27 protein-coding genes and 1 pseudogene are annotated in these 24,200 nt (G+C 57.7%); 17 read left to right on the top strand and 11 right to left on the bottom strand.

Features of this window, described 5'->3' with window-relative positions:
- Window positions 1–20: 20 nt before the first annotated feature.
- Window positions 21–566 carry an antibiotic biosynthesis monooxygenase gene (locus tag KHQ24_RS02360; RefSeq protein ID WP_004204853.1) on the top strand — a complete coding sequence of 182 codons (546 nt, stop codon included), beginning with the start codon at window positions 21–23 and terminating at the stop codon, window positions 564–566.
- A 24-nt stretch (window positions 567–590) separates the two neighbouring features.
- Window positions 591–2,459, top strand: a complete 1,869-nt coding sequence (locus KHQ24_RS02365) for an amidohydrolase (RefSeq protein ID WP_017898933.1) — start codon at window positions 591–593, stop codon at window positions 2,457–2,459.
- A gap of 58 nt (window positions 2,460–2,517) precedes the next feature.
- On the opposite strand, the gene fba is transcribed toward KHQ24_RS02365, so the two are convergent.
- The 5 genes from fba to KHQ24_RS02390 all read right to left on the bottom strand — a co-directional run bounded on the left by fba (window position 2,518) and on the right by KHQ24_RS02390 (window position 6,584).
- A complete protein-coding gene (fba, locus tag KHQ24_RS02370; protein WP_074423857.1) occupies window positions 2,518–3,372 on the bottom strand; it encodes a class II fructose-1,6-bisphosphate aldolase in 855 nt (284 codons plus the stop codon).
- Window positions 3,373–3,407: 35 nt separating this feature from the next.
- The gene (locus KHQ24_RS02375; RefSeq protein ID WP_004204849.1) at window positions 3,408–4,370 is read right to left on the bottom strand and encodes a carbohydrate kinase family protein; all 963 of its coding nucleotides are present in this window, start codon (window positions 4,368–4,370) and stop codon (window positions 3,408–3,410) included.
- A gap of 65 nt (window positions 4,371–4,435) precedes the next feature.
- The gene (locus KHQ24_RS02380; RefSeq protein WP_004204848.1) at window positions 4,436–5,827 is read right to left on the bottom strand and encodes a PTS ascorbate transporter subunit IIC; all 1,392 of its coding nucleotides are present in this window, start codon (window positions 5,825–5,827) and stop codon (window positions 4,436–4,438) included.
- 20 nt (window positions 5,828–5,847) lie between these two features.
- The gene (locus tag KHQ24_RS02385) at window positions 5,848–6,135 is read right to left on the bottom strand and encodes a PTS sugar transporter subunit IIB (RefSeq protein ID WP_017898931.1); all 288 of its coding nucleotides are present in this window, start codon (window positions 6,133–6,135) and stop codon (window positions 5,848–5,850) included.
- Between the two features lie 5 nt (window positions 6,136–6,140).
- Entirely contained in the window at window positions 6,141–6,584 is a 444-nt protein-coding gene (locus tag KHQ24_RS02390; protein WP_004204845.1) for a PTS sugar transporter subunit IIA, read from the bottom strand.
- Between the two features lie 55 nt (window positions 6,585–6,639).
- Between KHQ24_RS02390 and KHQ24_RS02395 the strand changes: the two genes are divergently transcribed.
- A complete protein-coding gene (locus KHQ24_RS02395) occupies window positions 6,640–6,786 on the top strand; it encodes a hypothetical protein (protein WP_032446996.1) in 147 nt (48 codons plus the stop codon).
- Window positions 6,787–6,930: 144 nt separating this feature from the next.
- Here the strand turns inward: KHQ24_RS02395 and KHQ24_RS02400 are convergent, their stop codons facing one another.
- On the bottom strand, window positions 6,931–7,533 hold the full coding sequence (locus KHQ24_RS02400) for a peroxiredoxin (RefSeq protein WP_004178733.1): 603 nt from the start codon (window positions 7,531–7,533) through the stop codon (window positions 6,931–6,933).
- Window positions 7,534–7,660: 127 nt separating this feature from the next.
- A complete protein-coding gene (gene acpH, locus KHQ24_RS02405) occupies window positions 7,661–8,242 on the bottom strand; it encodes an ACP phosphodiesterase (protein WP_004204843.1) in 582 nt (193 codons plus the stop codon).
- A gap of 88 nt (window positions 8,243–8,330) precedes the next feature.
- Between acpH and KHQ24_RS02410 the strand changes: the two are divergent.
- The 8 genes and pseudogenes from KHQ24_RS02410 (at window position 8,331) to KHQ24_RS02445 (ending at window position 15,247) form a co-directional block, all read left to right on the top strand.
- Window positions 8,331–8,446 (top strand): annotated as a pseudogene (locus KHQ24_RS02410) (hypothetical protein).
- A gap of 64 nt (window positions 8,447–8,510) precedes the next feature.
- Entirely contained in the window at window positions 8,511–9,575 is a 1,065-nt protein-coding gene (gene queA, locus KHQ24_RS02415) for a tRNA preQ1(34) S-adenosylmethionine ribosyltransferase-isomerase QueA (RefSeq protein WP_004204841.1), read from the top strand.
- Between the two features lie 110 nt (window positions 9,576–9,685).
- On the top strand, window positions 9,686–10,813 hold the full coding sequence (tgt, locus tag KHQ24_RS02420; RefSeq protein ID WP_002890395.1) for a tRNA guanosine(34) transglycosylase Tgt: 1,128 nt from the start codon (window positions 9,686–9,688) through the stop codon (window positions 10,811–10,813).
- A 22-nt stretch (window positions 10,814–10,835) separates the two neighbouring features.
- A complete protein-coding gene (yajC, locus tag KHQ24_RS02425) occupies window positions 10,836–11,168 on the top strand; it encodes a preprotein translocase subunit YajC (RefSeq protein ID WP_002890398.1) in 333 nt (110 codons plus the stop codon).
- 26 nt (window positions 11,169–11,194) lie between these two features.
- Entirely contained in the window at window positions 11,195–13,042 is a 1,848-nt protein-coding gene (gene secD / locus KHQ24_RS02430; RefSeq protein ID WP_004204840.1) for a protein translocase subunit SecD, read from the top strand.
- Window positions 13,043–13,052: 10 nt separating this feature from the next.
- The gene (secF, locus tag KHQ24_RS02435; RefSeq protein WP_004204839.1) at window positions 13,053–14,024 is read left to right on the top strand and encodes a protein translocase subunit SecF; all 972 of its coding nucleotides are present in this window, start codon (window positions 13,053–13,055) and stop codon (window positions 14,022–14,024) included.
- A gap of 137 nt (window positions 14,025–14,161) precedes the next feature.
- Window positions 14,162–14,527 carry a VOC family protein gene (locus KHQ24_RS02440; protein WP_004204838.1) on the top strand — a complete coding sequence of 122 codons (366 nt, stop codon included), beginning with the start codon at window positions 14,162–14,164 and terminating at the stop codon, window positions 14,525–14,527.
- 24 nt (window positions 14,528–14,551) lie between these two features.
- Complete coding sequence (locus KHQ24_RS02445; RefSeq protein ID WP_048294246.1) at window positions 14,552–15,247, top strand: helix-turn-helix transcriptional regulator; 696 nt, start codon at window positions 14,552–14,554, stop codon at window positions 15,245–15,247.
- A gap of 42 nt (window positions 15,248–15,289) precedes the next feature.
- Here KHQ24_RS02445 and KHQ24_RS02450 read toward each other — a convergent pair whose 3' ends face one another.
- Window positions 15,290–16,174 (bottom strand): nucleoside-specific channel-forming protein Tsx, encoded by an 885-nt coding sequence (locus tag KHQ24_RS02450; RefSeq protein WP_004204836.1) that lies wholly within the window; start codon window positions 16,172–16,174, stop codon window positions 15,290–15,292.
- Window positions 16,175–16,474: 300 nt separating this feature from the next.
- Window positions 16,475–17,014 (bottom strand): DUF3251 domain-containing protein, encoded by a 540-nt coding sequence (locus tag KHQ24_RS02455; RefSeq protein WP_004204835.1) that lies wholly within the window; start codon window positions 17,012–17,014, stop codon window positions 16,475–16,477.
- 147 nt (window positions 17,015–17,161) lie between these two features.
- On the opposite strand from KHQ24_RS02455, the gene nrdR reads away from it, so the two are divergent.
- The 6 genes from nrdR to pgpA all read left to right on the top strand — a co-directional run bounded on the left by nrdR (window position 17,162) and on the right by pgpA (window position 21,254).
- Complete coding sequence (gene nrdR, locus KHQ24_RS02460) at window positions 17,162–17,611, top strand: transcriptional regulator NrdR (RefSeq protein ID WP_002890417.1); 450 nt, start codon at window positions 17,162–17,164, stop codon at window positions 17,609–17,611.
- A 3-nt stretch (window positions 17,612–17,614) separates the two neighbouring features.
- On the top strand, window positions 17,615–18,718 hold the full coding sequence (gene ribD / locus KHQ24_RS02465; RefSeq protein ID WP_004204834.1) for a bifunctional diaminohydroxyphosphoribosylaminopyrimidine deaminase/5-amino-6-(5-phosphoribosylamino)uracil reductase RibD: 1,104 nt from the start codon (window positions 17,615–17,617) through the stop codon (window positions 18,716–18,718).
- An 87-nt stretch (window positions 18,719–18,805) separates the two neighbouring features.
- Window positions 18,806–19,276, top strand: coding sequence for a 6,7-dimethyl-8-ribityllumazine synthase (gene ribE / locus KHQ24_RS02470; RefSeq protein WP_001021161.1), 471 nt, complete (start codon window positions 18,806–18,808; stop codon window positions 19,274–19,276).
- Window positions 19,277–19,295: 19 nt separating this feature from the next.
- A complete protein-coding gene (nusB, locus tag KHQ24_RS02475) occupies window positions 19,296–19,715 on the top strand; it encodes a transcription antitermination factor NusB (RefSeq protein ID WP_004204833.1) in 420 nt (139 codons plus the stop codon).
- A 71-nt stretch (window positions 19,716–19,786) separates the two neighbouring features.
- A complete protein-coding gene (gene thiL / locus KHQ24_RS02480; RefSeq protein WP_048323155.1) occupies window positions 19,787–20,758 on the top strand; it encodes a thiamine-phosphate kinase in 972 nt (323 codons plus the stop codon).
- Window positions 20,751–21,254 carry a phosphatidylglycerophosphatase A gene (pgpA, locus tag KHQ24_RS02485; protein WP_004177266.1) on the top strand — a complete coding sequence of 168 codons (504 nt, stop codon included), beginning with the start codon at window positions 20,751–20,753 and terminating at the stop codon, window positions 21,252–21,254. The genes thiL and pgpA overlap by 8 nt, the downstream gene beginning before the upstream one ends.
- A gap of 45 nt (window positions 21,255–21,299) precedes the next feature.
- On the opposite strand, the gene KHQ24_RS02490 is transcribed toward pgpA, so the two are convergent.
- Both KHQ24_RS02490 and dxs read right to left on the bottom strand, forming a co-directional pair.
- Window positions 21,300–22,274 (bottom strand): aldo/keto reductase, encoded by a 975-nt coding sequence (locus KHQ24_RS02490; RefSeq protein WP_017898927.1) that lies wholly within the window; start codon window positions 22,272–22,274, stop codon window positions 21,300–21,302.
- A gap of 60 nt (window positions 22,275–22,334) precedes the next feature.
- Window positions 22,335–24,197, bottom strand: coding sequence for a 1-deoxy-D-xylulose-5-phosphate synthase (dxs, locus tag KHQ24_RS02495; RefSeq protein ID WP_004204827.1), 1,863 nt, complete (start codon window positions 24,195–24,197; stop codon window positions 22,335–22,337).
- Window positions 24,198–24,200 lie beyond the last annotated feature (3 nt).

A 24,200-nucleotide genomic window follows, 5' to 3' on the forward strand; every position in this document is an offset into this window, starting at 1 on the left:
CCCTGAAGCAAGGAATCTTTATGGCGCAGCAAAAATCGGTGACCCTGGTCATCAGCCATCTGCTCGATCCGCAACACGGCCAGCGCTACGAAGAGTGGCTCGGCAAAATCATGCCCATCGCGGCTGAGTTTCCCGGCCATCTCGGGGCGAATGTGATCCGGCCCGCCGCAGGGCAGAATCTGTGGAGCGTGATTATCCGCTTCGACACCCTGGAGCATCTCTATGCCTGGACGCAGTCGGAAACCCGTCGTCAGCTGGTGGCGGAAATTGCCCCGCTGCTGACGGAGGGCGATCGGACGGAGGTGCGGACCGAACCGGCCTTCTGGTTTACTCCGCCGGTGGCGAATGTGCGCCAGCCGCGGCGCTGGAAACAGTTTCTGATCACCCTGCTGGTGATTTTCCCCAGCACCAACCTGGTGCCGACGGTGACCGGCATGCTGTTGCCGTCGCTTAAGGGGAGCCTGCTGCTGCACCTGATCAATGATGCCTGCGTGGTTGCGCTGGTGGTCTGGTTCTGGATGCCCATCGTGACCCGCCTGTTTGCTGGCTGGTTGAAGAAAAACTGAGTCAGCCTCCCCAAGGAGTGTGTTATGTCGCAAACTGCCACACTGATTCTGACCCACGGCCAGATTCATACCCTCGATCGTGCGAATCCGCTGGCGGAAGCCGTGGCCATCGCCGACGGAAAAATTGTTGCCACCGGAAGCCACGATCGGATCATGAGCTTTGCCGCCGAGGGAACGCAGATCGTCGATCTCAAAGGGCATACGGTGATCCCGGGCCTCAACGATTCTCACCTGCATCTGATCCGCGGAGGGTTGAACTACAACCTTGAGCTCCGCTGGGAGGGCGTGCCCTCTCTGGCCGATGCCCTGCGAATGCTTAAGGATCAGGCGGATCGCACACCGTCGCCGCAGTGGGTGCGGGTGGTCGGCGGCTGGAGCGAATTCCAGTTCGCCGAACGACGGATGCCGACCCTGGAAGAGCTAAACGACGCGGCGCCCGATACGCCAGTGTTTGTGCTACATCTCTACGATCGCGCACTGCTGAACCGCGCGGCGCTGAAAGCCGTGGGGTATAGCAAAGAGACGCCGGATCCGGTTGGCGGAGAGATCGTCCGCGATAGCCACGGCAACCCGACCGGGATGTTGATTGCCAAACCAAACGCCATGATCCTCTACGCCACCCTGGCCAAAGGGCCGAAGCTGCCGCTGGATCTGCAGGTGAACTCCACCCGTCAGTTTATGCGCGAGCTGAACCGACTGGGGCTGACCAGCGCCATCGACGCCGGGGGCGGTTTCCAGAACTACCCGGAAGATTACGAAATTATCGAGCAGCTGCACGCAAAAGATCAGATGACCGTGCGCATCGCCTACAACCTGTTTACCCAGCGACCGAAGCAGGAGCTGGAGGACTTCGAGCGCTGGACCGATATGCTGAAGCCGGGGCAGGGAACCGATTTCTATCGCGCCAACGGCGCCGGCGAGATGCTGGTGTTTTCGGCGGCGGATTTTGAAGATTTCCTGCAGCCGCGGCCGGATTTGCCGCAAGGCATGGAAGATGAGCTGGAGCGGGTGGTGCGCCATCTGGTTGAACATCGCTGGCCGTTCCGCCTGCATGCCACCTACGACGAGTCCATCAGCCGGATGCTGGACGTGTTTGAGAAGGTGAACCGTGACATTCCGTTTAATGGCCTGCACTGGTTCTTCGATCATGCCGAGACCATTACCGAGCGCAACATTGAGCGGGTGAAGGCGCTGGGGGGCGGCATTGCGGTGCAGCACCGGATGGCCTTCCAGGGCGAATATTTTGTCGATCGCTACGGCAAAGAGGCGGTGAAACATACGCCGCCGGTAGCGAAAATGCTGGAGCTGGACGTACCGGTAGGGTTAGGGACCGATGCCACCCGCGTCGCCAGCTATAATCCGTGGACCGCGCTGTACTGGCTGGTCTCCGGGCGCACCGTTGGCGGGATGGCGATGTATGACGACAACAACCGCCTGCCGCGCGATGTCGCGCTGGAGCTGTGGACGGCGGGCAGCGCCTGGTTCTCCAGCGAGCAGGGTAAAAAGGGGCGTCTGGCCGCCGGTCAGCTTGCCGATCTGGTGGTGCTGTCGAAGGACTATTTCAGCGTCGCGGAAGAGGAGATCAAAGGCATTGAGTCGGTGCTGACGGTGGTTGATGGCAAAGTGGTGTACGCCGCCGGTCACTTCTCGCCGCTGGCGCCGCCGCCGATCCCGGTGCTGCCGGAGTGGTCGCCGGTGGTGAAGGTCCCGGGCCATTACCGTTCCGCTCCGCCAGCGGCGGCCAAAATTGGCGCCATAGTCCAGATGCACCAGTGCTGCGGTAGCTGCGGTGTCCACGGCCATCAGCATGATATCGCGCGGAAATCGTCGATCCCGGTCTCCGACGAGCAGGCCTTCTGGGGCGTGCTGGGTTGCTCCTGCTTTGCCTTCTGATGCCTGACGCCTCCGCCCCGGTTGCTAAGGGCGGATGGTCTCAGCCACCTTTCACGCATCAATAGCGCTGCTGTGAGCCAAAAAGCGCCATGCGGCGGGCAATCATTTCGCGTACTGGCTGCAGTCCCTGGGCGATCACTTTCCGCGGATCGTTCACATCGTGCCCGGTATCGGCAGCAAAGATCGCCTTCACCTGCTGGCACCAGGCGTACATATTTTCGGTATTAACGTTAATCTTGGCGGTGCCGCAGGCAATCGCCCGGCGCATATCCTCATCGGCAATACCGGTGCCGCCATGCAGCACCAGCGGAACCTTCACCCGCTCGGCAATGGCTTTCATCTCGGTAAATCCCAGTCGGGCTTTGCCTTTATACAGGCCATGGGTGGAGCCCAGCGCGGCGGCGAGGCAATCCACCTGGGTTTCTGTCACCAGGGTGTAGCACTCCTGCGGATCGGCGTAGATGACTTCGGAATTGACAATGCCGTCTTCACTGCCGGCGATAGTCCCCAGTTCGGCCTCCACGGAGATACCTTTGCTGTGCGCCAGCGTCACCAGATGGCGAGTAATAGCCAGGTTTTCCCTGAACGGCAGATGCGAGCCATCAAACATAATGGAACTGAAGCCGGCGGCGATCGCCGCTTCGCAGGCCTCCCGGGAGGTGCCATGATCCAGATGCAGCGCCACCGGAACATCAATATGCAAATACTCCATGGCGTTAACTACGATGTCATGAATACATTTTAACCCGAGCATATGCTTAACCGTGCCGCCGGACACGCCCAAAATAACCGGTGAGCGGCACTGCTGGGCGGTGCTTAATACGGCGCCGACCCATTCCAGATTATTAATGTTGAACTGACCGACGGCGTAGCCGTCCCGCAGGGCATGCTGAAGCATGTCCTTCATCGACACTAACATATTCACCTCTTGATATTTATTAAATGCAGTTATTCTTCAAAATATTGCTTTAAGTTTCTCTCGTAGTTATTTAACGAGTGGTGGACGACCGCCAGGTCCGGCATAGATTCCCGTACCCCTTTTTTCTCAATAGAAATGGCGGCGGTCAGGCTGGCAAATAAAATAATATTATCTATGTGCCATGAGTAGTGGACGCCATAGGTGAAGGCACCGTGAAATACATCTCCGGCTCCGGTGGTATCAACGGCATTGCACAGCCAGGAAGGAACGATCTGCAGCATACCGCTTTTTAAAAAAGCGCAGCCTTTTTCGCCAAGGGTAATAAATGCTTCACCGCGGCAAATTTTATTCAGCTCAATCAGCGCCGCTTTAATTTCTGCTTCGGTGCTCAGCGAGCGATAGCTCATATAATCGCGGGCAAAATGTTCGCTCACTACAAAATAGTCGGTCCAGGCTGCGAGTTTTATATTGCTGGCGCGCAGTGACCCGCCGTCCATCACGACTCTGGCGTTCGGCAGTTTCTTAATTAAATATTCACTGATTTCCGGCTCATGGCCGTCAATTAAAATGGTGACCGGCTCCTCGGCGGCAATCAGTCGTTCGGCGAGGTCGTCCAGTTTGAGCTTTTGATCGTAGGTCAGGGAAGGCGGTGTCTGCATCTTGCGGGTAATAATCGTTCGCGAACCCGTTAAGCGATTGACCAGCACCGAGGCCAGCGGGGTGATCATGTCATCGGAGAAAACCACCTGGCTGGTATCCACCCCCGCTTCGGCAAACTCATCGATAATGCGCTGACCGTAAAGGTCCTGATGCAGATGGCCGATGTAATAGACCTCCTCACCCCATAATCCCAGCAGCCAGGCCGCATTGGCCGCCGGGCCGCCGCCGCTTTCTATAAAATCATGACAAAAGTTTTTGGTATTCTCCTGGGGCCATTCATTGAGAAAGAAAAACTGATCGAAACAGGCAAATCCAATGGACAAAATAGCCATAACCACTCCTGATTATTTGTCAGCGGCGGGAAGCGTGACCTTCCCGCAGGGAAAAATGACCTCGCTTATTCATTTTTCTGCTTGGCAGTAAGCTCCTCATAGCTGAGCGTGTTGCCCACTACCCGTACCTGACGGAAGCAGAAAGGCACCAGCAGCGCGACGAGCAGCGCCAGACAAATCAGGTAGATAGTGACCTGGCCAAACTGGGTGAACGCGTTACCGATAATGATGCCCCACACTGCGAAGTCGAAATCGGCGAAGGTGCTGTTTTCAAACCCGAGGTTGCCGAGCGCCGGCAGCAGCATCGCCGGCAGGAAGGCGAGGAAGATCCCGCCGATAAAGGCGGCGATGATACACCCGCGCTTACCGCCCAGCTTGTCGGCAAAGACCCCGGAGGTGCCGCCGCAGAAGAAGTGCGGCACCATGCCGGGAATAATCAGCGCCATGCCCAGTCCGCCGAGCATGAGCATCCCGACCAGACCGCCCACAAAGGAGCTGATGAATCCCACCACCACCGCGGTGGGGCTAAAGGTGAAGAACACCGCGCAGTCAACGGCCGGGATGGAGTCCGGGATCAGTTTCTGGCTGATGCCCTGGAATGCCGGCACCAGATCGCCGAGGATCAACCGCACGCCGTTGTAGACAATGGCTACGCCAACGGCGAACTGCAGACCGGTCAGCACGGAGAAGATCAGCATATTCTGGTCGGTGATGGTGCTCAGGTACGCCGACCCGGCGACAGCGCTGCAGATGAAGTAGATAACAAACATCACGATACCGGTGGTGACGGTGGTATCGCGCAGAAATCCCCATTTCTCTGAGATTTCGGTATCGGCGAAGGAGTTTGCCGGATTGCCGGTCCGGCTGGCGATCCACGCCGAGAGGTAGTAGCCCAGGGAGCCGAAATGGCCCATGGCGATCCCGCCGTCTTCGGTTACCTGCCTGGTGTAACGCTGGCCAATGGCCGGGGAAATGGCCGACCATGAGCCCAACAGGAATCCGCCGATCAGGATCAACATCCAGCCCTGGAACTCCGCCGCCTGCAGGACGGCGGAGAACAGGCAGGCGAGAAAGAACGAATGATGGCCGGTGAGAAAGATATATTTATATTTGGTGCAGCGGGCTATGATCAGGTTGAAAATAAAGCCCAACAGCAAAATACTCATGGTTTCCACGCCCAGCATTTTCTGGGCGACGGAGACAATGGCTTCATTGTTAGGAATAACGCCGCGGATATTAAATCCAGCTTCGATAATACCGCCCAGCGGGTTGAGATTGGCAACGATAACGCCTGCGCCAGCGCTCAGCATCAAATAGCCTAAAATCGGCTTTAATGTGCCGGTAAGGAGTTTGTTGCCGGGGGAGCGCAGCGCCACTAAGCCAACGAAGGCGATAAGCCCCATTAAAAAAGCGGGTTGACTGAATATTTCCGTTAAGAAACTAAGAATAGCCTGCATGGTCGTTCCCTCTATGCTGATTAAGAGTGAGTCGCAGCAATTTTCATCAGCGCGTCGGTAATATCCTCGGCGATTTTTGCTTTATGGACGTAGCTGCGAATAATGGCGACATGACAGTGGGCCGGAAATTGATTTGCCAGTTCTTTGATCGTGACGTAAAGGTCGGCTTTTTCCCCGACGGCGTTAGCAAAATCGACCGAAGCGACGTCCGCTTTGATACCTAATTCTTCACAGATCTTCTTCACATTATTCGCAGCCATCAATGAACTGCCAATACCGTTACCACAAACCGTTCTGATAACTAACATAATGACTACTCCATTTGTTTTTGGATGAAATGTAAGACTGAATTCACGTCATTTTCCTGCTGAAGAAAAGTCACGATATCTGACTCGATCAGCGAGGCAATCAGTTGGATCATTTTGATATGACTGTCAGCATCGGCGCCGGCGATCGCGATGACGACGGTAACCGGATCGAACTCATCGTGGCCGAAGGTCACTGGTGTGGCGGTGGTGACAAGCGAAAATCCGGTCTGCAATGCCCCTTTTTCCGGGCGGGCGTGCGGCATGGCAATCCCGTCATCTATCACGATGGCGGCGCCAAAATCCTCGTATACTGTCAGCATCTCGTTGACATATTCGGCGCTGCAAATCTGGCGCCTGGCGAGTAATGAACCCGCCAGTTCGATGGCCTCCTCCGCATGGGAAATATTCTGCTTCAGGGCGATTAACGTCGGGTCAAAAATAATATCCATTCTCTTCTCCTGAACGTATTCCTGTTCCTGAGTAAAATCATGACCAAATACATTGATAAAAATGATGGATGAGATCACATCCGCGGTTTTAAATATTGATGGCGATCACATCGACGGCAAAGTGCTGGCTGAAAATCATATAATTAATTTATTTGTTTTTCAGACTGTTATGAAGTGGTTGAGATTTAACGCTGAAATTTGACAGAGAAAAAATGAGAGGCAGAGCGAAATTTTTCAGCAGAAGTGTATTGCTGGTCACAAATATCAGCGGGTCATTTTCTTAAATTTTGACGCCGCTAACAAAAAAGGCCCGCTTGAGCGGGCCTTTTATAAAAACGTGTGCCGATTACAGGCTGGAGACGTTTTCGGTCAGGTATTTTGCCACGCCTTCCGGAGAGGCAGCCATACCTTCTTTTCCTTTTTCCCACTGCGCCGGGCAGACTTCGCCGTGCTCTTCGTGGAACTGCAGCGCGTCAACCATGCGCAGCATTTCGTCGATGTTACGGCCCAGCGGCAGGTCGTTAACCACCTGGTGGCGAACCACGCCGTTGGCGTCGATCAGGAAGGAGCCGCGCAGCGCTACGCCTTCGTCCGGATGCTCGATACCGTAAGCTTTCTGGATTTCACGTTTGATGTCGGCAACCATCGCGTATTTAACCGGGCCGATACCGCCCTGGTCTACCGGGGTATTACGCCATGCGTTGTGCACGAACTCGGAGTCGAAGGAAACGCCAACCACTTCCACGCCGCGTTTCTGGAATTCTTCGTAACGTTTGTCGAACGCGATCAGCTCAGACGGGCAAACGAAGGTGAAGTCCATCGGCCAGAAGAACAGAACGGTAGGTTTACCGTTGGTGTGCTGTTTGAAATTGAATTTCTCAACGATCTCACCATTACCCAGCACAGCGGCTGCAGTAAAATCCGGCGCTTGACGAGTGACCAGAACCATTTGATTCTCCTGTAATTACTAAGGTTATTTGGAACGCAACGCGGGCAAGTATAGAGCCTGTCCGCCAATAACACAAAGAGGCGCTGACAATCGTTCAGCCAGCTTTTACCTATCAATGTCGCAGCGATTACAGCTGTTTGTTTTTCGCCTGACGCATCATCTGCGGATAAAAGCGCCAGAACTGCCCCTCCAGCCGGTCGTAGTGAGTATCCAGATCCTGCCAGGAGTCGCGCAGCGCCTCGAGACGCGGGCGGCGGCTGGCCATGCCATTGAGCACGCGCTGAATAAAATCCATCTCCTGATAGCGCTCCAGCCAGCGCTCCGACCAGAGGTATTGATTGAGATTGACGAAGCGGGGCGGCGAGTCGGGCAGGATCGGCACGATCTGCCGCTCGGCGTAGCGCACGAACTCGTCCAGCGGCAGGTCAGGGGAGAGTTGCGCCCAGTGCTGCGACAGGAAATGATCCCACATGACGTCGAGGGTGATGGGGGCGACGCGGCGGGTCTGCGGGCGAAACCACTCCCGCGCCTCTTTGACTTCCGCCAGGTTGTCAGTCAGCACGTCAATTCGCCGATGCATATAGATGCCATCGACGATCGCCGCCGGATAGTCGCCCTGCGGGTTGCCGCGCACAAAGTCGGCCATCAGATTGCCGGGCAGCGAACTGTCGGCGAGATGGGCCAGGTGCAGGTGGGCGAGAAAATTCATAGCGACGACATCCTTTAAATACTTTATGGCGAGCAGAGTGAGCGGTGTAGCGCTGCGCGTCGCCCTGAACGGCAGCCCCGGTGCCCGAATGGCGTGCTGTCTGGCCGCGCGCGGCCCTCTGCCACCGGTGATGCATTCGGCTGCCGCATGGCGGCATTCGGAATGATTTGGAATATAGATTATGTCATTCGTCCGGAGGGGTAAAGGTTGCAGGCAGAACGCCCCGGCACTAGACTACCCGCCTCTTTATTCAGTCTGAGTTACCGTCATGCGCGTTACCGATTTTGCTTTTGAACTACCCGAATCTCTGATCGCCCACTATCCGATGCCTGAGCGCAGCAGCTGCCGCTTACTTTCCCTGGACGGGCCGACGGGCGCGCTGACGCATGGCACCTTCACCGACATCCTCGATAAGCTCAATCCCGGCGATCTGCTGGTGTTTAACAACACCCGGGTGATCCCGGCGCGTCTGTTCGGTCGTAAGGCCAGCGGCGGCAAGATCGAAGTGCTGGTGGAGCGGATGCTGGATGATAAGCGCATCCTCGCCCATATTCGCGCCTCGAAAGCGCCGAAGCCGGGCGCCGAGCTGCTGCTGGGCGACGACGAGAGCATTCAGGCCACCATGCTGGCGCGTCACGGCGCGCTGTTTGAAGTGGAATTTAACGACGAGCGCCCGGTGCTGGAGATCCTTAACGGGATTGGCCATATGCCGCTGCCGCCCTACATTGACCGCCCGGATGAAGACGCTGACCGCGAGCTCTATCAAACCGTCTACGGCACCAGGCCGGGCGCGGTAGCCGCCCCGACCGCTGGTCTGCACTTCGACGAACCGCTGCTGGATAAACTGCGCGCCAAAGGCGTTGAGATGGCGTTTGTCACCCTGCACGTGGGCGCGGGTACCTTCCAGCCGGTGCGCGTCGACAGCATTGAAGAGCACACCATGCACTCTGAATATGCGGAAGTGCCGCAGGAGGTAGTCGATGCGGTGCTGGCGGCTAAGGCGCGCGGCAATCGCGTGATCGCGGTGGGCACCACCTCGGTACGCTCGCTGGAGAGCGCGGCGCAGGCGGCGAAAGACGCCCTGATTGCGCCGTTCTTCGACGATACGCAGATTTTCATCTACCCGGGTTATCAGTACCAGGTGATCGATGCGCTGGTAACCAACTTCCATCTCCCTGAATCCACATTGATTATGCTGGTGTCGGCGTTTGCGGGTTATCAGCACACCATGAACGCCTATAAGGTAGCGGTGGAGCAGAAATATCGCTTTTTTAGCTACGGGGATGCGATGTTTATCACGTACAATCCGCAGGCTATTTCTGAGCGTCCCTGAAGAGGCCGGCCCGCCGGCTTTTTGGACGCCATGACGCATTTTTTTAGCCACGGAATCATTCCGTGGCGAGTATGAAAACGTCGGACTGTTTTTCTGACGCAGGAGCAAGCATGAAATTTGAACTGGATACCACCGACGGTCGCGCCCGCCGCGGTCGCCTGGTGTTTGAGCGCGGCGTGGTCGAAACACCGGCCTTTATGCCCGTTGGCACCTACGGCACCGTCAAAGGGATGACGCCGGAAGAGGTGGAAGCCACCGGCGCGCAGATTATTCTCGGCAACACCTTCCACCTGTGGCTGCGCCCGGGTCAGGAGATCATGAAGCTGCACGGCGATCTGCACGATTTTATGCAGTGGAAAGGACCGATCCTGACCGACTCCGGCGGCTTCCAGGTGTTCAGCCTTGGCGATATCCGTAAGATCACCGAGCAGGGCGTGCATTTCCGCAACCCGATCAACGGCGATCCGATTTTCCTCGATCCGGAAAAATCCATGGAGATTCAGTACGATCTCGGCTCTGATATCGTGATGATCTTCGACGAATGTACGCCGTATCCGGCGGACTGGGATTACGCCAAGCGCTCAATGGAGATGTCTCTGCGCTGGGCGAAGCGCAGCCGTGACCGTTTCGATAGCCTTGGCAATAAAAATGCGCTGTTCGGCATCATTCAGGGCAGCGTTTACGAAGATTTACGTGATATCTCGGTGAAAGGTCTGGTAGAGATTGGCTTTGATGGCTACGCTGTCGGCGGTTTGGCGGTCGGCGAGCCGAAGGAAGACATGCACCGTATTCTGGAGCACGTCTGCCCGCAGATCCCGGCCGATAAACCACGATACCTGATGGGCGTCGGGAAGCCGGAAGATCTGGTGGAAGGGGTACGTCGCGGTATCGATATGTTCGACTGCGTCATGCCGACGCGCAACGCGCGTAACGGCCACCTGTTCGTCACCGACGGCGTGGTGAAAATCCGCAACGCGAAGCACAAAAGCGATACCGCGCCGCTGGACGCCGAGTGTGATTGCTATACATGTCGCAATTATTCACGCGCTTACTTGCATCACCTTGACCGTTGCAACGAAATATTGGGCGCGCGTCTCAATACCATTCATAACCTGCGCTACTATCAGCGTTTAATGGCTGGTTTACGCAAGGCTATCGAAGAGGGTAAATTAGAGAGCTTCGTGACCGATTTTTACCAACGTCAGGGGCGTACCGTGCCTCCTTTGAACGTTGATTAATTTTAATAATGAGGGAATTTCAATGAGCTTTTTTATTTCTGATGCGGTAGCGGCAACGGGTGCACCGGCGCAGGGCAGCCCGATGTCTCTGATTCTGATGCTGGTGGTGTTCGGTCTGATTTTTTACTTCATGATCCTGCGTCCACAGCAGAAGCGCACCAAGGAACATAAGAACCTGATGAACTCCATCGCCAAAGGTGATGAAGTGCTGACCAACGGCGGTCTGGTCGGTCGCGTGACCAAAGTAGCGGAAACTGGCTACATTGCTATCGCGCTGAACGATACCACTGAAGTGGTTATCAAACGTGACTTCGTTGCTGCCGTTCTGCCGAAAGGCACCATGAAGGCGCTGTAATCTAACTTTTCCCAAAGGGAACTGCCGTGTTAAACCGTTATCCTTTGTGGAAGTATGTCATGCTGGTCGTCGTCATTGTCGTCGGCCTGATCTATGCGCTTCCCAACCTGTATGGTGAGGATCCGGCTGTTCAAATCACTGGCGCGCGCGGCGTCGCCGCCAGTGAGCAAACGCTGATCCAGGTCCAGAAAACTTTACAAGAAGAAAAAATTACCGCGAAGTCTGTGGCACTGGAAGAGGGCGCTATTCTTGCGCGCTTCGACACCACTGATACCCAGCTGCGCGCGCGTGAAGCGCTGCTTACCGTGCTGGGTGACAAATACGTCGTGGCGCTAAACCTTGCTCCGGCAACCCCACGCTGGCTGGCGGCACTCTATGCCGAACCGATGAAGCTGGGTCTTGATCTGCGCGGCGGCGTGCACTTCCTGATGGAAGTCGACATGGACACCGCGTTAGGCAAACTGCAGGAACAGAACATCGATAGCCTGCGCAGCGAGCTGCGCGACAAAGGCATTCCTTACGCGACCGTGCGCAAGGAAGACAACTACGGTCTGAGCATCGTCTTCCGCGACAGCGCGGCGCGCGACCAGGCTATCTCTTATCTCAGCCCTCGCCATCGCGATCTGGTGATCTCCTCTCAGGGTGACAACAGCCTGAAAGCGGTGATGACCGATGAGCGCCTGAAAGAAGCCCGTGAGTACGCGGTTCAGCAGAACATTAACATTCTGCGTAACCGTGTGAACCAGCTAGGCGTCGCCGAACCGCTGGTTCAGCGTCAGGGCGCTGACCGCATCGTCGTTGAGCTGCCGGGTATCCAGGATACCGCGCGGGCGAAGGAGATCCTTGGCGCGACCGCGACCCTCGAGTTCCGTCTGGTCAATACCAACGTTGACCAGTCCGCCGCCGCCTCTGGCCGCGTACCGGGCGACTCGGAAGTGAAGCAGACGCGTGAAGGCCAGCCGGTGGTGCTGTACAAGCGGGTGATCCTGACCGGTGACCATATCACCGACTCGACCTCCAGCATGGATGAGTACAACCAGCCGCAGGTCAACATCTCGCTGGACAGCGCGGGCGGTAACATCATGTCCAACTTCACCAAGGACAATATCGGCAAGCCGATGGCGACCCTGTTCGTGGAGTATAAAGACAGCGGTAAGAAAGACGCCAACGGTCGGGCTATCCTGGCGAAAGAGGAAGAGGTGATTAACATCGCCAACATCCAGTCGCGTCTGGGTAACAGCTTCCGTATTACCGGTATCAGCAACCCGAACGAAGCGCGCCAGCTGTCGCTGCTGCTGCGTGCCGGCGCGTTGATTGCGCCGATTCAGATCGTCGAAGAGCGGACTATCGGCCCAACCCTTGGTATGCAGAACATCAAGCAGGGTCTGGAAGCCTGTCTGGCCGGCCTGGTGGTCTCCATCCTGTTCATGATCCTCTTCTATAAGAAGTTCGGTCTGATTGCGACCTCGGCGCTGATTGCCAACCTGGTGCTGATTGTCGGCATTATGTCCCTCATCCCGGGGGCGACGCTGACCATGCCGGGCATCGCGGGTATCGTGTTAACCCTTGCGGTGGCGGTCGATGCTAACGTTCTGATCAACGAGCGCATCAAAGAAGAGTTGAGCAACGGGCGTACCGTTCAGCAGGCGATTGACGAAGGTTATCGCGGCGCGTTCAGCTCGATCTTCGACGCCAACGTGACGACGCTTATCAAAGTGATCATCCTGTACGCGGTCGGTACCGGTGCCATTAAAGGGTTTGCGATTACTACCGGTATCGGTATCGCGACCTCAATGTTTACCGCTATCGTCGGCACCCGTGCCATCGTGAACCTGCTGTACGGCGGCAAGCGCGTTAAAAAGCTGTCTATCTGAGGAGTGCGTTGTGGCACAGGAATATACTGTTGAACAATTGAACCACGGCCGTAAAGTCTGGGACTTTATGCGCTGGGACTACTGGGCCTTCGGCATTTCAGGTTTTCTGCTGATTGTGTCGATCGCCATCATCGGCGTCCGCGGCTTTAACTGGGGTCTCGATTTCACCGGCGGTACGGTGATCGAAATTACCCTTGAGAAGCCGGTCGATCTCGACCAGATGCGCGATTCCCTGCAAAAAGCGGGCTTTGAAGAGCCGCAGGTGCAGAACTTTGGCAGCAGCCGCGACATCATGGTACGTATGCCGCCGGTGCATGACGCCAACGGCAGCCAGGAGCTGGGCAGTAAGGTCGTGACGGTGATTAACGAATCGACCAGCCAGAACGCGGCGGTGAAGCGCATTGAGTTTGTCGGCCCGAGCGTCGGTGCGGACCTTGCGCAAACCGGCGCCCTGGCGCTGATTGCCGCGCTGGTCTGTATCCTGATCTACGTCGGCTTCCGCTTCGAATGGCGTCTGGCGGCGGGGGTGGTTATCGCCCTGGCGCACGACGTGGTGATCACCATGGGCGTGCTGTCGCTGTTCCATATCGAAATCGACCTGACCATTGTGGCCTCGTTGATGTCGGTTATCGGCTACTCGCTGAACGACAGTATCGTGGTATCGGACCGTATCCGTGAAAACTTCCGTAAGATCCGCCGCGGTACGCCGTACGAGATCTTCAACGTGTCGTTGACCCAGACGCTGCACCGTACCTTGATCACCTCCGGGACCACCCTGATGGTGATCCTGATGCTGTTCCTGTTCGGCGGCCCGATTCTGGAAGGCTTCTCGCTGACCATGCTGATCGGTGTTTCCATCGGTACGGCTTCTTCTATCTACGTCGCCTCCGCGCTGGCGTTGAAGCTGGGCATGAAGCGCGAGCATCTGCTGCAGCAGAAGGTGGAAAAAGAAGGGGCGGACCAGCCGTCAATTCTGCCGTAATACGGTTCAGTTGAAATGAAGCAATCCCGGCCCAGGCGGCCGGGATTTTTTTTGCCCGCGACAAAACCTGCTGACAGTATGCTGTCAGGAGCCCTCCCATACACTCCTTTTGAACTCAATAACGAGCAGGAGGAAGTATGAATAACGTGATTAATTGGTTTGAAATTCCGGTCGCCGATATGGATCGCGCCGTCGCGTTTTATGAGCCGGTGATGCAGGTGACGCTGCGTCGCGAAACCATGGACTGCGCCGAGCTGGCGGTGTTCCCGCATCAGGACCCGGCCCCCGGCGGCGCGCTGGCCAAATTTGAGGGTATCGCGCCTTCAGCGCAGGGCGCTATTATTTACCTGCATACAGACCATCTTGCCGCCACACTCGACCGCGTCGCCTCGGCGGGTGGGGCGTGTGTTTTCGGGCCGCTGACGCTGCCGAATAATATTGGCACCATCGCGCTGTTTACTGACAGCGAGGGCAACCGCGTCGGCCTGCACCAACCGGCTTAACCTGAACTTTTTGTGAATTGAAACATGACCCGACGCGCCGACCGTTTATTTCAGATTGTGCAGATCCTGCGCGGCAGGCGGCTCACCACCGCCTCGCTGCTGGCGGAGCGGCTGGGCGTGTCGGAGCGCACCGTGTATCGCGATATTCGCGATCTCTCCCTCTCCGGCGTGCCGGTGGAGGGGGAGGCGGGTAGCGGCTACCGGCTGCTGGCGGGCTACGATCTGCCGCCGCTAATGCTGACCACCAAAGAATCCGAAGCGCTGATCGCCGCGATCCGGCTGCTGAAAACCTGGGGCGGCGAGGCGCTGTCGCAATCGCTGGAATCCGCACAGGAGAAGATGCTGGCGATCCTGCCGGAGGCGCGCCGACGCCAGGCGGAGCAGACCCGCCTGTTTGCCCCCGATCTCGGCGCCCATCGCTATGCCAAAACCTTCTTTGACATCATTCATCAGGCGGTCTCCGGCCAGCAGGTGCTGGCGTTGCGCTATCAGGATGAGTCCGGTCGGGTGACCGAGCGCGACGTGCTGCCGCTGGGGCTGTTTTTCTGGGGGGAGCGCTGGCTGCTGGTAGCCTGGTGTGAGCTGCGCAATGATTATCGCAACTTTCGCCTCGACCGCTGTCTGGCGGTCAGGGCGACCGAGCGTCGATTCAGCGAGTGCGCCGACCGCTCGTTAAGCGATTTTCTGCGCAAGGTCCGGTGCGACGTGTGGGAGAAATAAAAACGCCCGGATGGCCCGGGCGCTGTCTTGCCGTTTCAGCAATTAGAAGTTGTAACCAACCACGAAGTAACCACCCCAGCCGGTTGAGCGGACGCTGAAATCGCCATCGCCGAAGTTCAGCTTGGCATCGTCAGCCCACTGGCCGCCGTTATGGAAGTAACGGGCCACTACCGAGTAGTGCCAGTGCGCGTAGTTCAGCGCCAGGATGTGGCTGGAGGCGATGGAGTTGCTGGTGCGCGCGTGCTTCCCGTTCAGATCGTAGAAGTTGTCATCGCCGAGGTCAGAACCCCAGTCGAAGTTGGTGAAGCCGATGTAGCTCAGCGAACCGCCCCACAGGTCGGTCAGCGGCACAAAGTATTTCACTTTGAAGCGGTAGCCGTCCCACTCGTTCTCATTGGACGCGCCGTAGTTCTGCCACTGGTATTTGGCGTAGACGTTCAACGACAGGCTCATCGGCAGGCCGGTGTCGATATCGGTACCCAGACCCATATACCAGGTGCTCTGCTCCTGGGAATCATTGCGGCCCATATCGTAGATATAGTTGTTCGCGAAATACCACTCTTTGAACGGCCCAAAGCTCAGATCGGTGTTGGTCAGCTTGTCGATAGAGAAGCGCGGTTCGATCTCCATAAACAGCGGAGAACCGTTGTTCCAGATACCTTTTGCCGTGCTATTGCCGCCGAAGAACACCGGAGCATCGATATAGCCGTAAAAATCAAACCAGTCTTTTTTGGCGAACGCTTCGTATTCCAGATAGGTATCGTTACGGATCTGCGGTCCGAAACGGGTGTGGTAGCTCCCTACCACGTTAACACTCTGGTGCCACCAGTCAGACAGATACTGCGGTTTGTCGTTTTCTGCCGCGCCCGCGGTAAAAGAAGTGGAGAGCGCCACAACCGCACCCGCTGCCAGTAATGTTTTTTTCATAGTAATGCCACTGTTTAAATTGAGCCTGAAGGCGTTAAAAGAAGTGCCGAAGCGTTTCTAAATATTTCGTCTTTCTGTGGGGGTCTATTATAGGAATCATTGCTCACAAAAATACGTGTTGTTTCACATAACCAGAACATGCGTAATCGATTGCGTTCACGATTCTATGCATTTCTTGACAAAATGCTACTGAAAATCGCGATGCAGAACGATTTCTAATGAACTCTTGTGAAAAGTTGTAAGTGGAGAAGAATGACGGGGCAGGATGTCGCCGGGCAGGGGAAAGCCCGGCGCAAAGGCTTACTGTGCGGCGGCGGGCTGGATATCGTGGACGCGAATAAAACCGACTTTGTCCGGCGTCACGTTCAGGCGCAGCGGGATGTTGACATCGCTGGGTGCGAGGATGCTGGCCGGGGCGCTGATCAACTGATCCTGAACATTTACTTCCTGGTAGCTGTGGGTAGTGCCGGTGATCTGTCCGGAGGCGACGGTGGCGGTAAAGGCCGGCAGCGGATCGTTGGATTCGCCCTGAATACGCAACGTCAGGCGTGACCCGTCGCCATCCGGCGTAATGCTCGCCACCGACATGCGCAGGGTGCCGATCTGGCTCTCCAGCCGCGCCGGGGTTTTCGCCTCCGGCAGCAAATAGACGCCGCGGGTAGATTTCGCGTTCAGCGCGTTTTGCTGGGTAATTTTGATCGTTTGCTGATTGAGCTGGGTCATCTCCTGGCTCAGGGTGCTCACGCTCTGGTGCATCTGGCGGATTTCGCTTTGCTGGGCGCAGGCGGTAAGGGTAAACAGGCTGCCCGCGATGGCGAGTTTCAGGTAACGTCTTGTCATGGTCAGGATTCCGTTTGCAGAGGATGCTTAATGGTAGCCAAACCGCCTGTCTCTCCCATAGATCCTTTGTCTCAAAAGCTCTTTCTTTGTAGTCAGGTCACTTCGCGGTAAACTACCCTTCAGTTTAACTACCTGTCAGGACGCGCTATGCATTGCCCTTTCTGTTTCGCCGTGGATACCAAAGTGATTGACTCTCGTCTGGTGGGGGAAGGCTCTTCCGTGCGTCGCCGTCGGCAGTGTCTGGTCTGTAATGAGCGCTTTACCACCTTCGAAGTGGCGGAGCTGGTGATGCCCCGGGTGGTGAAGAGTAACGATGTGCGTGAACCCTTCAACGAAGACAAGCTGCGCAGTGGGATGCTGAAAGCGCTGGAGAAACGTCCGGTCAGCGCCGATGACGTCGAAATGGCGGTCAACCATATCAAAACCCATCTGCGCGGCACCGGCGAGCGCGAAGTGGCCAGCAAAATGATCGGCAATCTGGTGATGGAACAGCTGAAAAAACTGGATAAAGTCGCCTATATTCGCTTCGCGTCGGTCTATCGCAGCTTCGAAGATATCAAAGAATTCGGCGAAGAGATCGCCCGCTTACAGGACTAAGCCATGCAGGACGAAATGTACATGGCGCGTGCGCTTAAGCTCGCCGCCCGCGGCCGCTTTACCACCCATCCTAACCCTAACGTTGGCTGTGTCATTGTAAAAGACGGCGAGATCGTCGGCGAAGGGTTCCACTATCGCGCCGGCGAGCCGCACGCCGAAGTGCACGCCCTGCGGATGGCGGGGGAACAGGCGCGAGGCGCCACCGCCTATGTCACCCTTGAGCCCTGCAGCCACCACGGCCGTACGCCGCCGTGCTGCGATGCGCTGATTGCCGCCGGCATCAGCCGCGTGGTCGCCGCGATGCAGGATCCGAACCCGCAGGTGGCGGGGCGCGGCTTGTACCGTCTGCAGCAGGCCGGTATTGAAGTCAGCCACGGGCTGATGATGAACGAGGCGGAAGCGCTGAACAAGGGCTTCCTGAAGCGGATGCGCACCGGTTTTCCCTGGGTGCAGCTCAAGCTGGGTGCTTCGCTGGACGGCCGCACGGCGATGGCCAGCGGCGAAAGCCAGTGGATCACCTCCCCGCAGGCGCGACGCGACGTGCAACGTCTGCGCGCACAGAGCCATGCCATTCTGACCAGCAGCGCCACCGTACTGGCGGACGATCCGGCGCTGACCGTGCGCTGGCAGGAGCTGAGCGCCGATACCCAGGCGCTGTATCCCCAAGAGAATTTGCGCCAGCCGCTGCGCGTCGTGATCGACAGTCAGAACCGCGTCACGCCTGAGCATCGTATTGTGCAGCAGGCGGGGGAAACGCTGTTTGCCCGCCTGGGCGCCGATGAGCGCCAGTGGCCGGACAGCGTGCGCACGCTGCTGGTTCCGGAACATAACGGCCATCTCGATCTGGTGCTGCTGATGATGCTGCTTGGCAAACAGCAGATCAACAGCGTCTGGGTGGAGGCGGGGGCCACGCTTGCCGGGGCGCTGCTGCAGGCGGGGCTGGTCGACGAGCTTATCGTCTATATTGCGCCTAAACTGTTAGGCAATGCGGCGCGTGGATTATGCGCGCTGCCGGGGCTTGAAGAACTGAGCCAGGCGCCCCATTTTAAATTCAATGAGATACGTCAGGTTGGCCCGGATGTCTGCCTGCATTTAACCACTGCGTGAGGCTTTCCTGATTATTAGGAAGCAGCGCTCAGAATAATATGATAAAATCCGCCCCCCTTGCGGGGCACATGAACCCGAAGGAAGAGTATGAACATTATTGAAGCTAACGTTGCTACCCCGGACGCCCGCGTCGCCATCACCATTGCGCGTTTCAACAACTTTATCAATGACAGCCTGCTGGAAGGTGCGATTGACGCCCTGAAACGCATTGGTCAGGTAAAAGATGAAAACATCACCGTTGTTTGGGTTCCAGGCGCGTATGAGCTGCCGCTGGCGGCTGGCGCACTGGCGAAAACCGGTAAATATGACGCGGTGATCGCGCTGGGTACGGTGATTCGCGGCGGTACCGCCCACTTTGAATATGTGGCAGGCGGTGCCAGCAATGGCCTGGCGCACGTCGCTCAGGACAGCGAAATCCCGGTAGCCTTTGGTGTTCTGACCACTGAAAGTATTGAACAAGCCATTGAGCGCGCTGGCACCAAAGCCGGTAACAAAGGCGCAGAAGCTGCGCTGACCGCGCTGGAAATGATTAACGTATTGAAAGCCATCAAGGCCTGATTTTTGTAAGGGGAATTCCGTGAAACCTGCTGCTCGTCGCCGCGCCCGTGAGTGTGCCGTTCAGGCGCTCTACTCCTGGCAGTTGTCCCAGAACGACATCGCTGATGTCGAATACCAGTTCCTGGCGGAACAGGACGTAAAAGATGTTGATGTTCTGTATTTCCGCGAACTGCTGTCCGGAGTGGCGACTAACAGCGCGTACCTCGACGGCCTGATGAAGCCCTACCTGTCCCGTCAGCTGGAAGAGCTGGGTCAGGTGGAAAAAGCGGTGCTGCGTATCGCGCTGTTTGAGCTGTCCAAACGCGATGACGTACCGTATAAAGTGGCCATCAATGAAGCTATCGAACTGGCGAAAACCTTCGGCGCTGAAGATAGCCACAAGTTCGTCAACGGTGTGCTGGACAAAGCGGCTCCGGTAATTCGTCCCCACAAGAAGTAAACTGCAGGCCGGGTTTTGCGAGGGTCGTCTCGCAACCCGGCCTTATTTATTATTTTGCTGAGGCATAACGTATGGCATGTGGCGAATTCTCCCTGATTGCCCGTTATTTTGATCGCGTTAAAAGCGCTCGTCTTGATGTCGAGACCGGTATCGGCGACGACTGCGCTCTCCTGAATATTCCCGAGAAAAAAACGCTGGCAATCAGCACCGACACTCTGGTGGCGGGCAATCACTTCTTACCCGATATCGACCCGGCCGACCTCGCCTATAAAGCCCTGGCGGTGAACCTGAGCGACCTCGCAGCGATGGGCGCGGAGCCGGCGTGGCTCACCCTGGCGCTGACCTTGCCGGAGGTGGATGAAGCCTGGCTGGAAGCCTTCAGCGACAGCCTGTTTGTCCAGCTTGACTACTACGATATGCAGCTGATTGGCGGCGACACCACCCGTGGCCCGCTCGCCATGACTCTGGGTATCCACGGCTTTGTGCCGCCTGGGCGCGCCATGAAACGTTCAGGTGCGAAGCCGGGAGACTGGATCTATGTCACCGGTACCCCGGGGGACAGCGCCGCCGGCCTGGCGCTGTTGCAGAACCGGCTGACGGTGGATACGCCGACTGACGCCGACTATTTGCTGGCCCGTCACCTGCGTCCGATGCCCCGCGTGCTGCAGGGCCAGGCGCTGCGCGACCTGGCGACGTCGGCGATCGATCTCTCCGACGGCCTGATCTCCGATCTGGGTCATATTCTCAAAGCCAGCGGCTGTGGCGCGCGCATCGATCTTGATGCCATGCCGTACTCTGACGCGATGCTACGCCAGGTTGATTCTGAGCAGGCGCTGCGCTGGGCGCTCGCCGGTGGCGAAGACTACGAGCTGTGCTTTACCGTACCGGAACTGAACCGTGGGGCGCTGGACGTGGCCCTTGGCCATCTTGGCGCGCGTTTTACCTGTATCGGACAGATTGCGCCGGAGAGCGAAGGTCTGCAGTTTATCCGCGACGGTAAGCCGGTCACGCTTGATTTAAAGGGATACGATCACTTTGCGTAGTCGAGACGAGGCGCTTAGCCGCCTGAGTATGCGTAATCCATGGCATCTGCTGGCGACCGGTTTTGGCAGCGGCTTAAGCCCGGTGGTGCCGGGCACGATGGGGTCGCTGGCGGCGATCCCGTTCTGGTATCTGATGACTTTTCTCCCCTGGCAGCTCTACTCGCTGGTGGTGATGATGAGCATCTGTATCGGGGTCTATCTGTGCCATCGCACGGCCAAAGATATGGGCACCCATGACCACGGCAGCATCGTCTGGGACGAGTTCGTCGGGATGTGGATCACCCTGATGGCGCTGCCGACCCTGGACTGGCAGTGGGTGGCCGCCGGCTTCGTCATTTTCCGTATCTTCGATATGTGGAAACCGTGGCCGATTCGCTGGTTTGACCGCAATATTCACGGCGGAATGGGGATCATGGTGGATGATATCGTCGCCGGCGTGATCTCCGCCGGCGTGCTGTATGTTATTGGCCATCACTGGCCCATCGGTCTGCTTTGACCGCTTCTCCCCGGCAGCGCCATGCTGTCGGGGAAATCACGCCCGTCACTTAAATCCCACCACCGGGTGCGGCTGATAGGGCGCCTCCAGTTTGTCGATCTGTTCCGGCGATAGCGTCAAATCCACCGCCTGCAACAGGTCATCGAGCTGTTCCTGACGCGACGGACCGATAATTGGCGCGGCGACGCCGGGCTTGCTTAACAGCCAGGCGAGGGCGACCTGCGCGCGACTGGCGTCGAGCTCTTCCGCCACGTCCGCGAGATTCCCGGCGATCTGCGCGTCGTTCTCTTCGCTGGTGCTGTAAAGCGATTTGCCGAACTCATCCGAGACCAGCCGGGCGGTGGTCTCACCCCATGGGCGGGTCAGCCTGCCGCGCGCCAGCGGGCTCCACGGGATCACCGCTACGCCGTTACGTTGGCACAGGGGCAGCATCTCATTCTCTTCTTCCCGGTAAATCAGGTTGTAGTGATCCTGCATGGTGACGAAGCGCGCCCAGCCGTTCTGCTGCTGAAGCGCCAGCGCCTGGGCAAACTGCCGGGCATGCATGGACGAGGCGCCGATATAGCGCGCTTTGCCGGCTTTCACCACCTCGTCCAGCGCTTCGAGCGTCTCTTCAATCGGGGTGCTGTAGTCCCAGCGGTGGATCTGCAACAGGTCAACATAGTCCATACCGAGACGGCGCAGGCTGTCGTCGATAGAGCGCAGGATCTGCGCCCGGGAAAGCCCTTCCGCCAGATCGCCGACCTGGTGATAGACCTTGGTGGCGACAACCACCTCGTCGCGGCGGGCAAAGTCGCGCAGAGCGCGGCCGACGATCTCTTCGCTACTGCCGTCGGAGTAGCTGTTTGCGGTATCGAAGAAGTTGATGCCGCCTTCAATGGCGTGCTGGATGAGCGGGCGACTGCTCTCTTCCGGAAGCGTCCAGGCGTGTCTGCCGCGGTCCGGCTCGCCGAAAGTCATGCAGCCGAGGCAGAGTCGGGAAACACGTAAGGCAGTATCGCCGAGGGGGATATAGTGCATGGTGCGCTCCTGCTATTCATCAAGGGTATCCCTTAAGCATAGCAGGAGCGGGAGGGGCGATTATGCCAGCCAGTCGAGGATTTTGGCTTCAATACCGGCGGCATCGAGGCCGAGGTCGGCGCGGATCTCTTCCTGAGTGCCCTGCGGAATAAAGACGTCCGGCAGGCCAATATTGAGCACCGGTACCGCCCGGCGATGGGCCATCAGCACTTCATTCACGCCGCTGCCGGCGCCGCCCATAATGGCGTTCTCTTCCAGCGTCACCAGAACGTCGTGCTCGCCTGCCAGCTGCAGGATCAGCGCGGTATCCAGCGGCTTCACAAAGCGCATGTCCACCAGGGTGGCGTTGAGTTTGTCCGCCACCGCTGCGGCCTCCGGCAGCAGGGTGCCGAAGTTGAGGATCGCTACCTTCTCGCCCTGGCGTTTCACTACCCCTTTGCCGATCGGCAGCGATGCCAGCGGCTCCAGCGTCGCGCCGGTGCCGCTGCCGCGCGGATAGCGCACCGCGCAGGGGCCGTCGCTGTAGTGGTAGCCGGTGTACAGCATCTGGCGGCATTCATTTTCATCGCTCGGCGTCATCACCACCATATCCGGAATACAGCGCAGGAAGGAGAGATCGAACGCCCCCTGATGCGTCTGGCCGTCTGCGCCGACAATCCCGGCGCGGTCGATGGCAAACAGCACCGGCAGCTTCTGAATAGCCACATCGTGGATCACCTGATCGTAGGCTCGCTGCAGGAAGGTGGAGTAGATGGCCACCACTGGTTTGTAGTCGCCAATCGCCAGTCCGGCGGCGAAGGTGACTGCATGCTGCTCGGCGATGGCGACATCAAAGTACTGATCGGGGAATTTCTTCGAAAATTCCACCATCCCTGAACCTTCGCGCATCGCCGGGGTGATGGCCATCAGCTTGCTGTCTTTGGCCGCCGTTTCGCACAGCCAGTCGCCGAAGATTTTCGAATAGGAAGGGAGACCGCCGCTGCTTTTGGGCAGTACGCCGCTGGTATGGTCGAACTTTGGCACCGCGTGGAAAGTGATCGGGTCTTTCTCGGCGGGCTCATAGCCGCGGCCTTTTTTGGTCATAATATGCAGGAACTGCGGGCCCTTCAGGTCGCGCATGTTCTTCAGGGTGCTGACCAGACCGAGCACATCGTGGCCATCCACCGGGCCGATGTAGTTAAAGCCCAGCTCTTCAAACAGCGTCCCAGGCACCACCATGCCTTTGATATGCTCTTCGGTCCGCTTAAGCAGTTCTTTAATCGGCGGTACGCCGGAAAAGACCTTTTTGCCGCCTTCGCGCAGGGTGGAGTAGAGCTTACCGGAGAGCAGCTGCGCCAGATGATTATTCAGCGCCCCGACGTTCTCGGAGATCGACATTTCATTGTCATTCAGCACCACCAGCAGGTCGGGTTTGATATCCCCGGCGTGGTTCATCGCTTCAAACGCCATCCCGGCGGTGATCGCCCCGTCGCCAATCACGCACACCGCGCGCCGCTGTTTATCCTCTTTCGCGGCGGCGATAGCCACCCCGATGCCAGCGGAAATGGAGGTGGAGGAGTGACCGACGCTCAGCACGTCGTACTCGCTTTCACCGCGCCACGGGAAGGGGTGCAGGCCGCCTTTCTGGCGAATGGTGCCGATTTTGTCGCGGCGGCCGGTCAGAATTTTATGCGGGTAGGCCTGGTGACCGACGTCCCAGATCAGGCGATCGAAGGGCGTGTTATAGACGTAGTGCAGCGCCACGGTCAGTTCCACCGTGCCGAGGCCAGAGGCAAAGTGACCGCTGGAGCGGCTGACGCTGTCCAACAGGTAGCGCCGCAGCTCATCACACAGCTTCGGCAGGCTCTCTTTTGGCAACAGGCGCAACTCCTGGGTGGAATCTACCAGCGCCAGGGTCGGGTATTTGGCAATATCAAAACTCATCAG

The sequence above is a fragment of the Klebsiella sp. 54 genome (assembly GCF_018223875.1).
Classification (GTDB): domain Bacteria; phylum Pseudomonadota; class Gammaproteobacteria; order Enterobacterales; family Enterobacteriaceae; genus Klebsiella; species Klebsiella quasipneumoniae.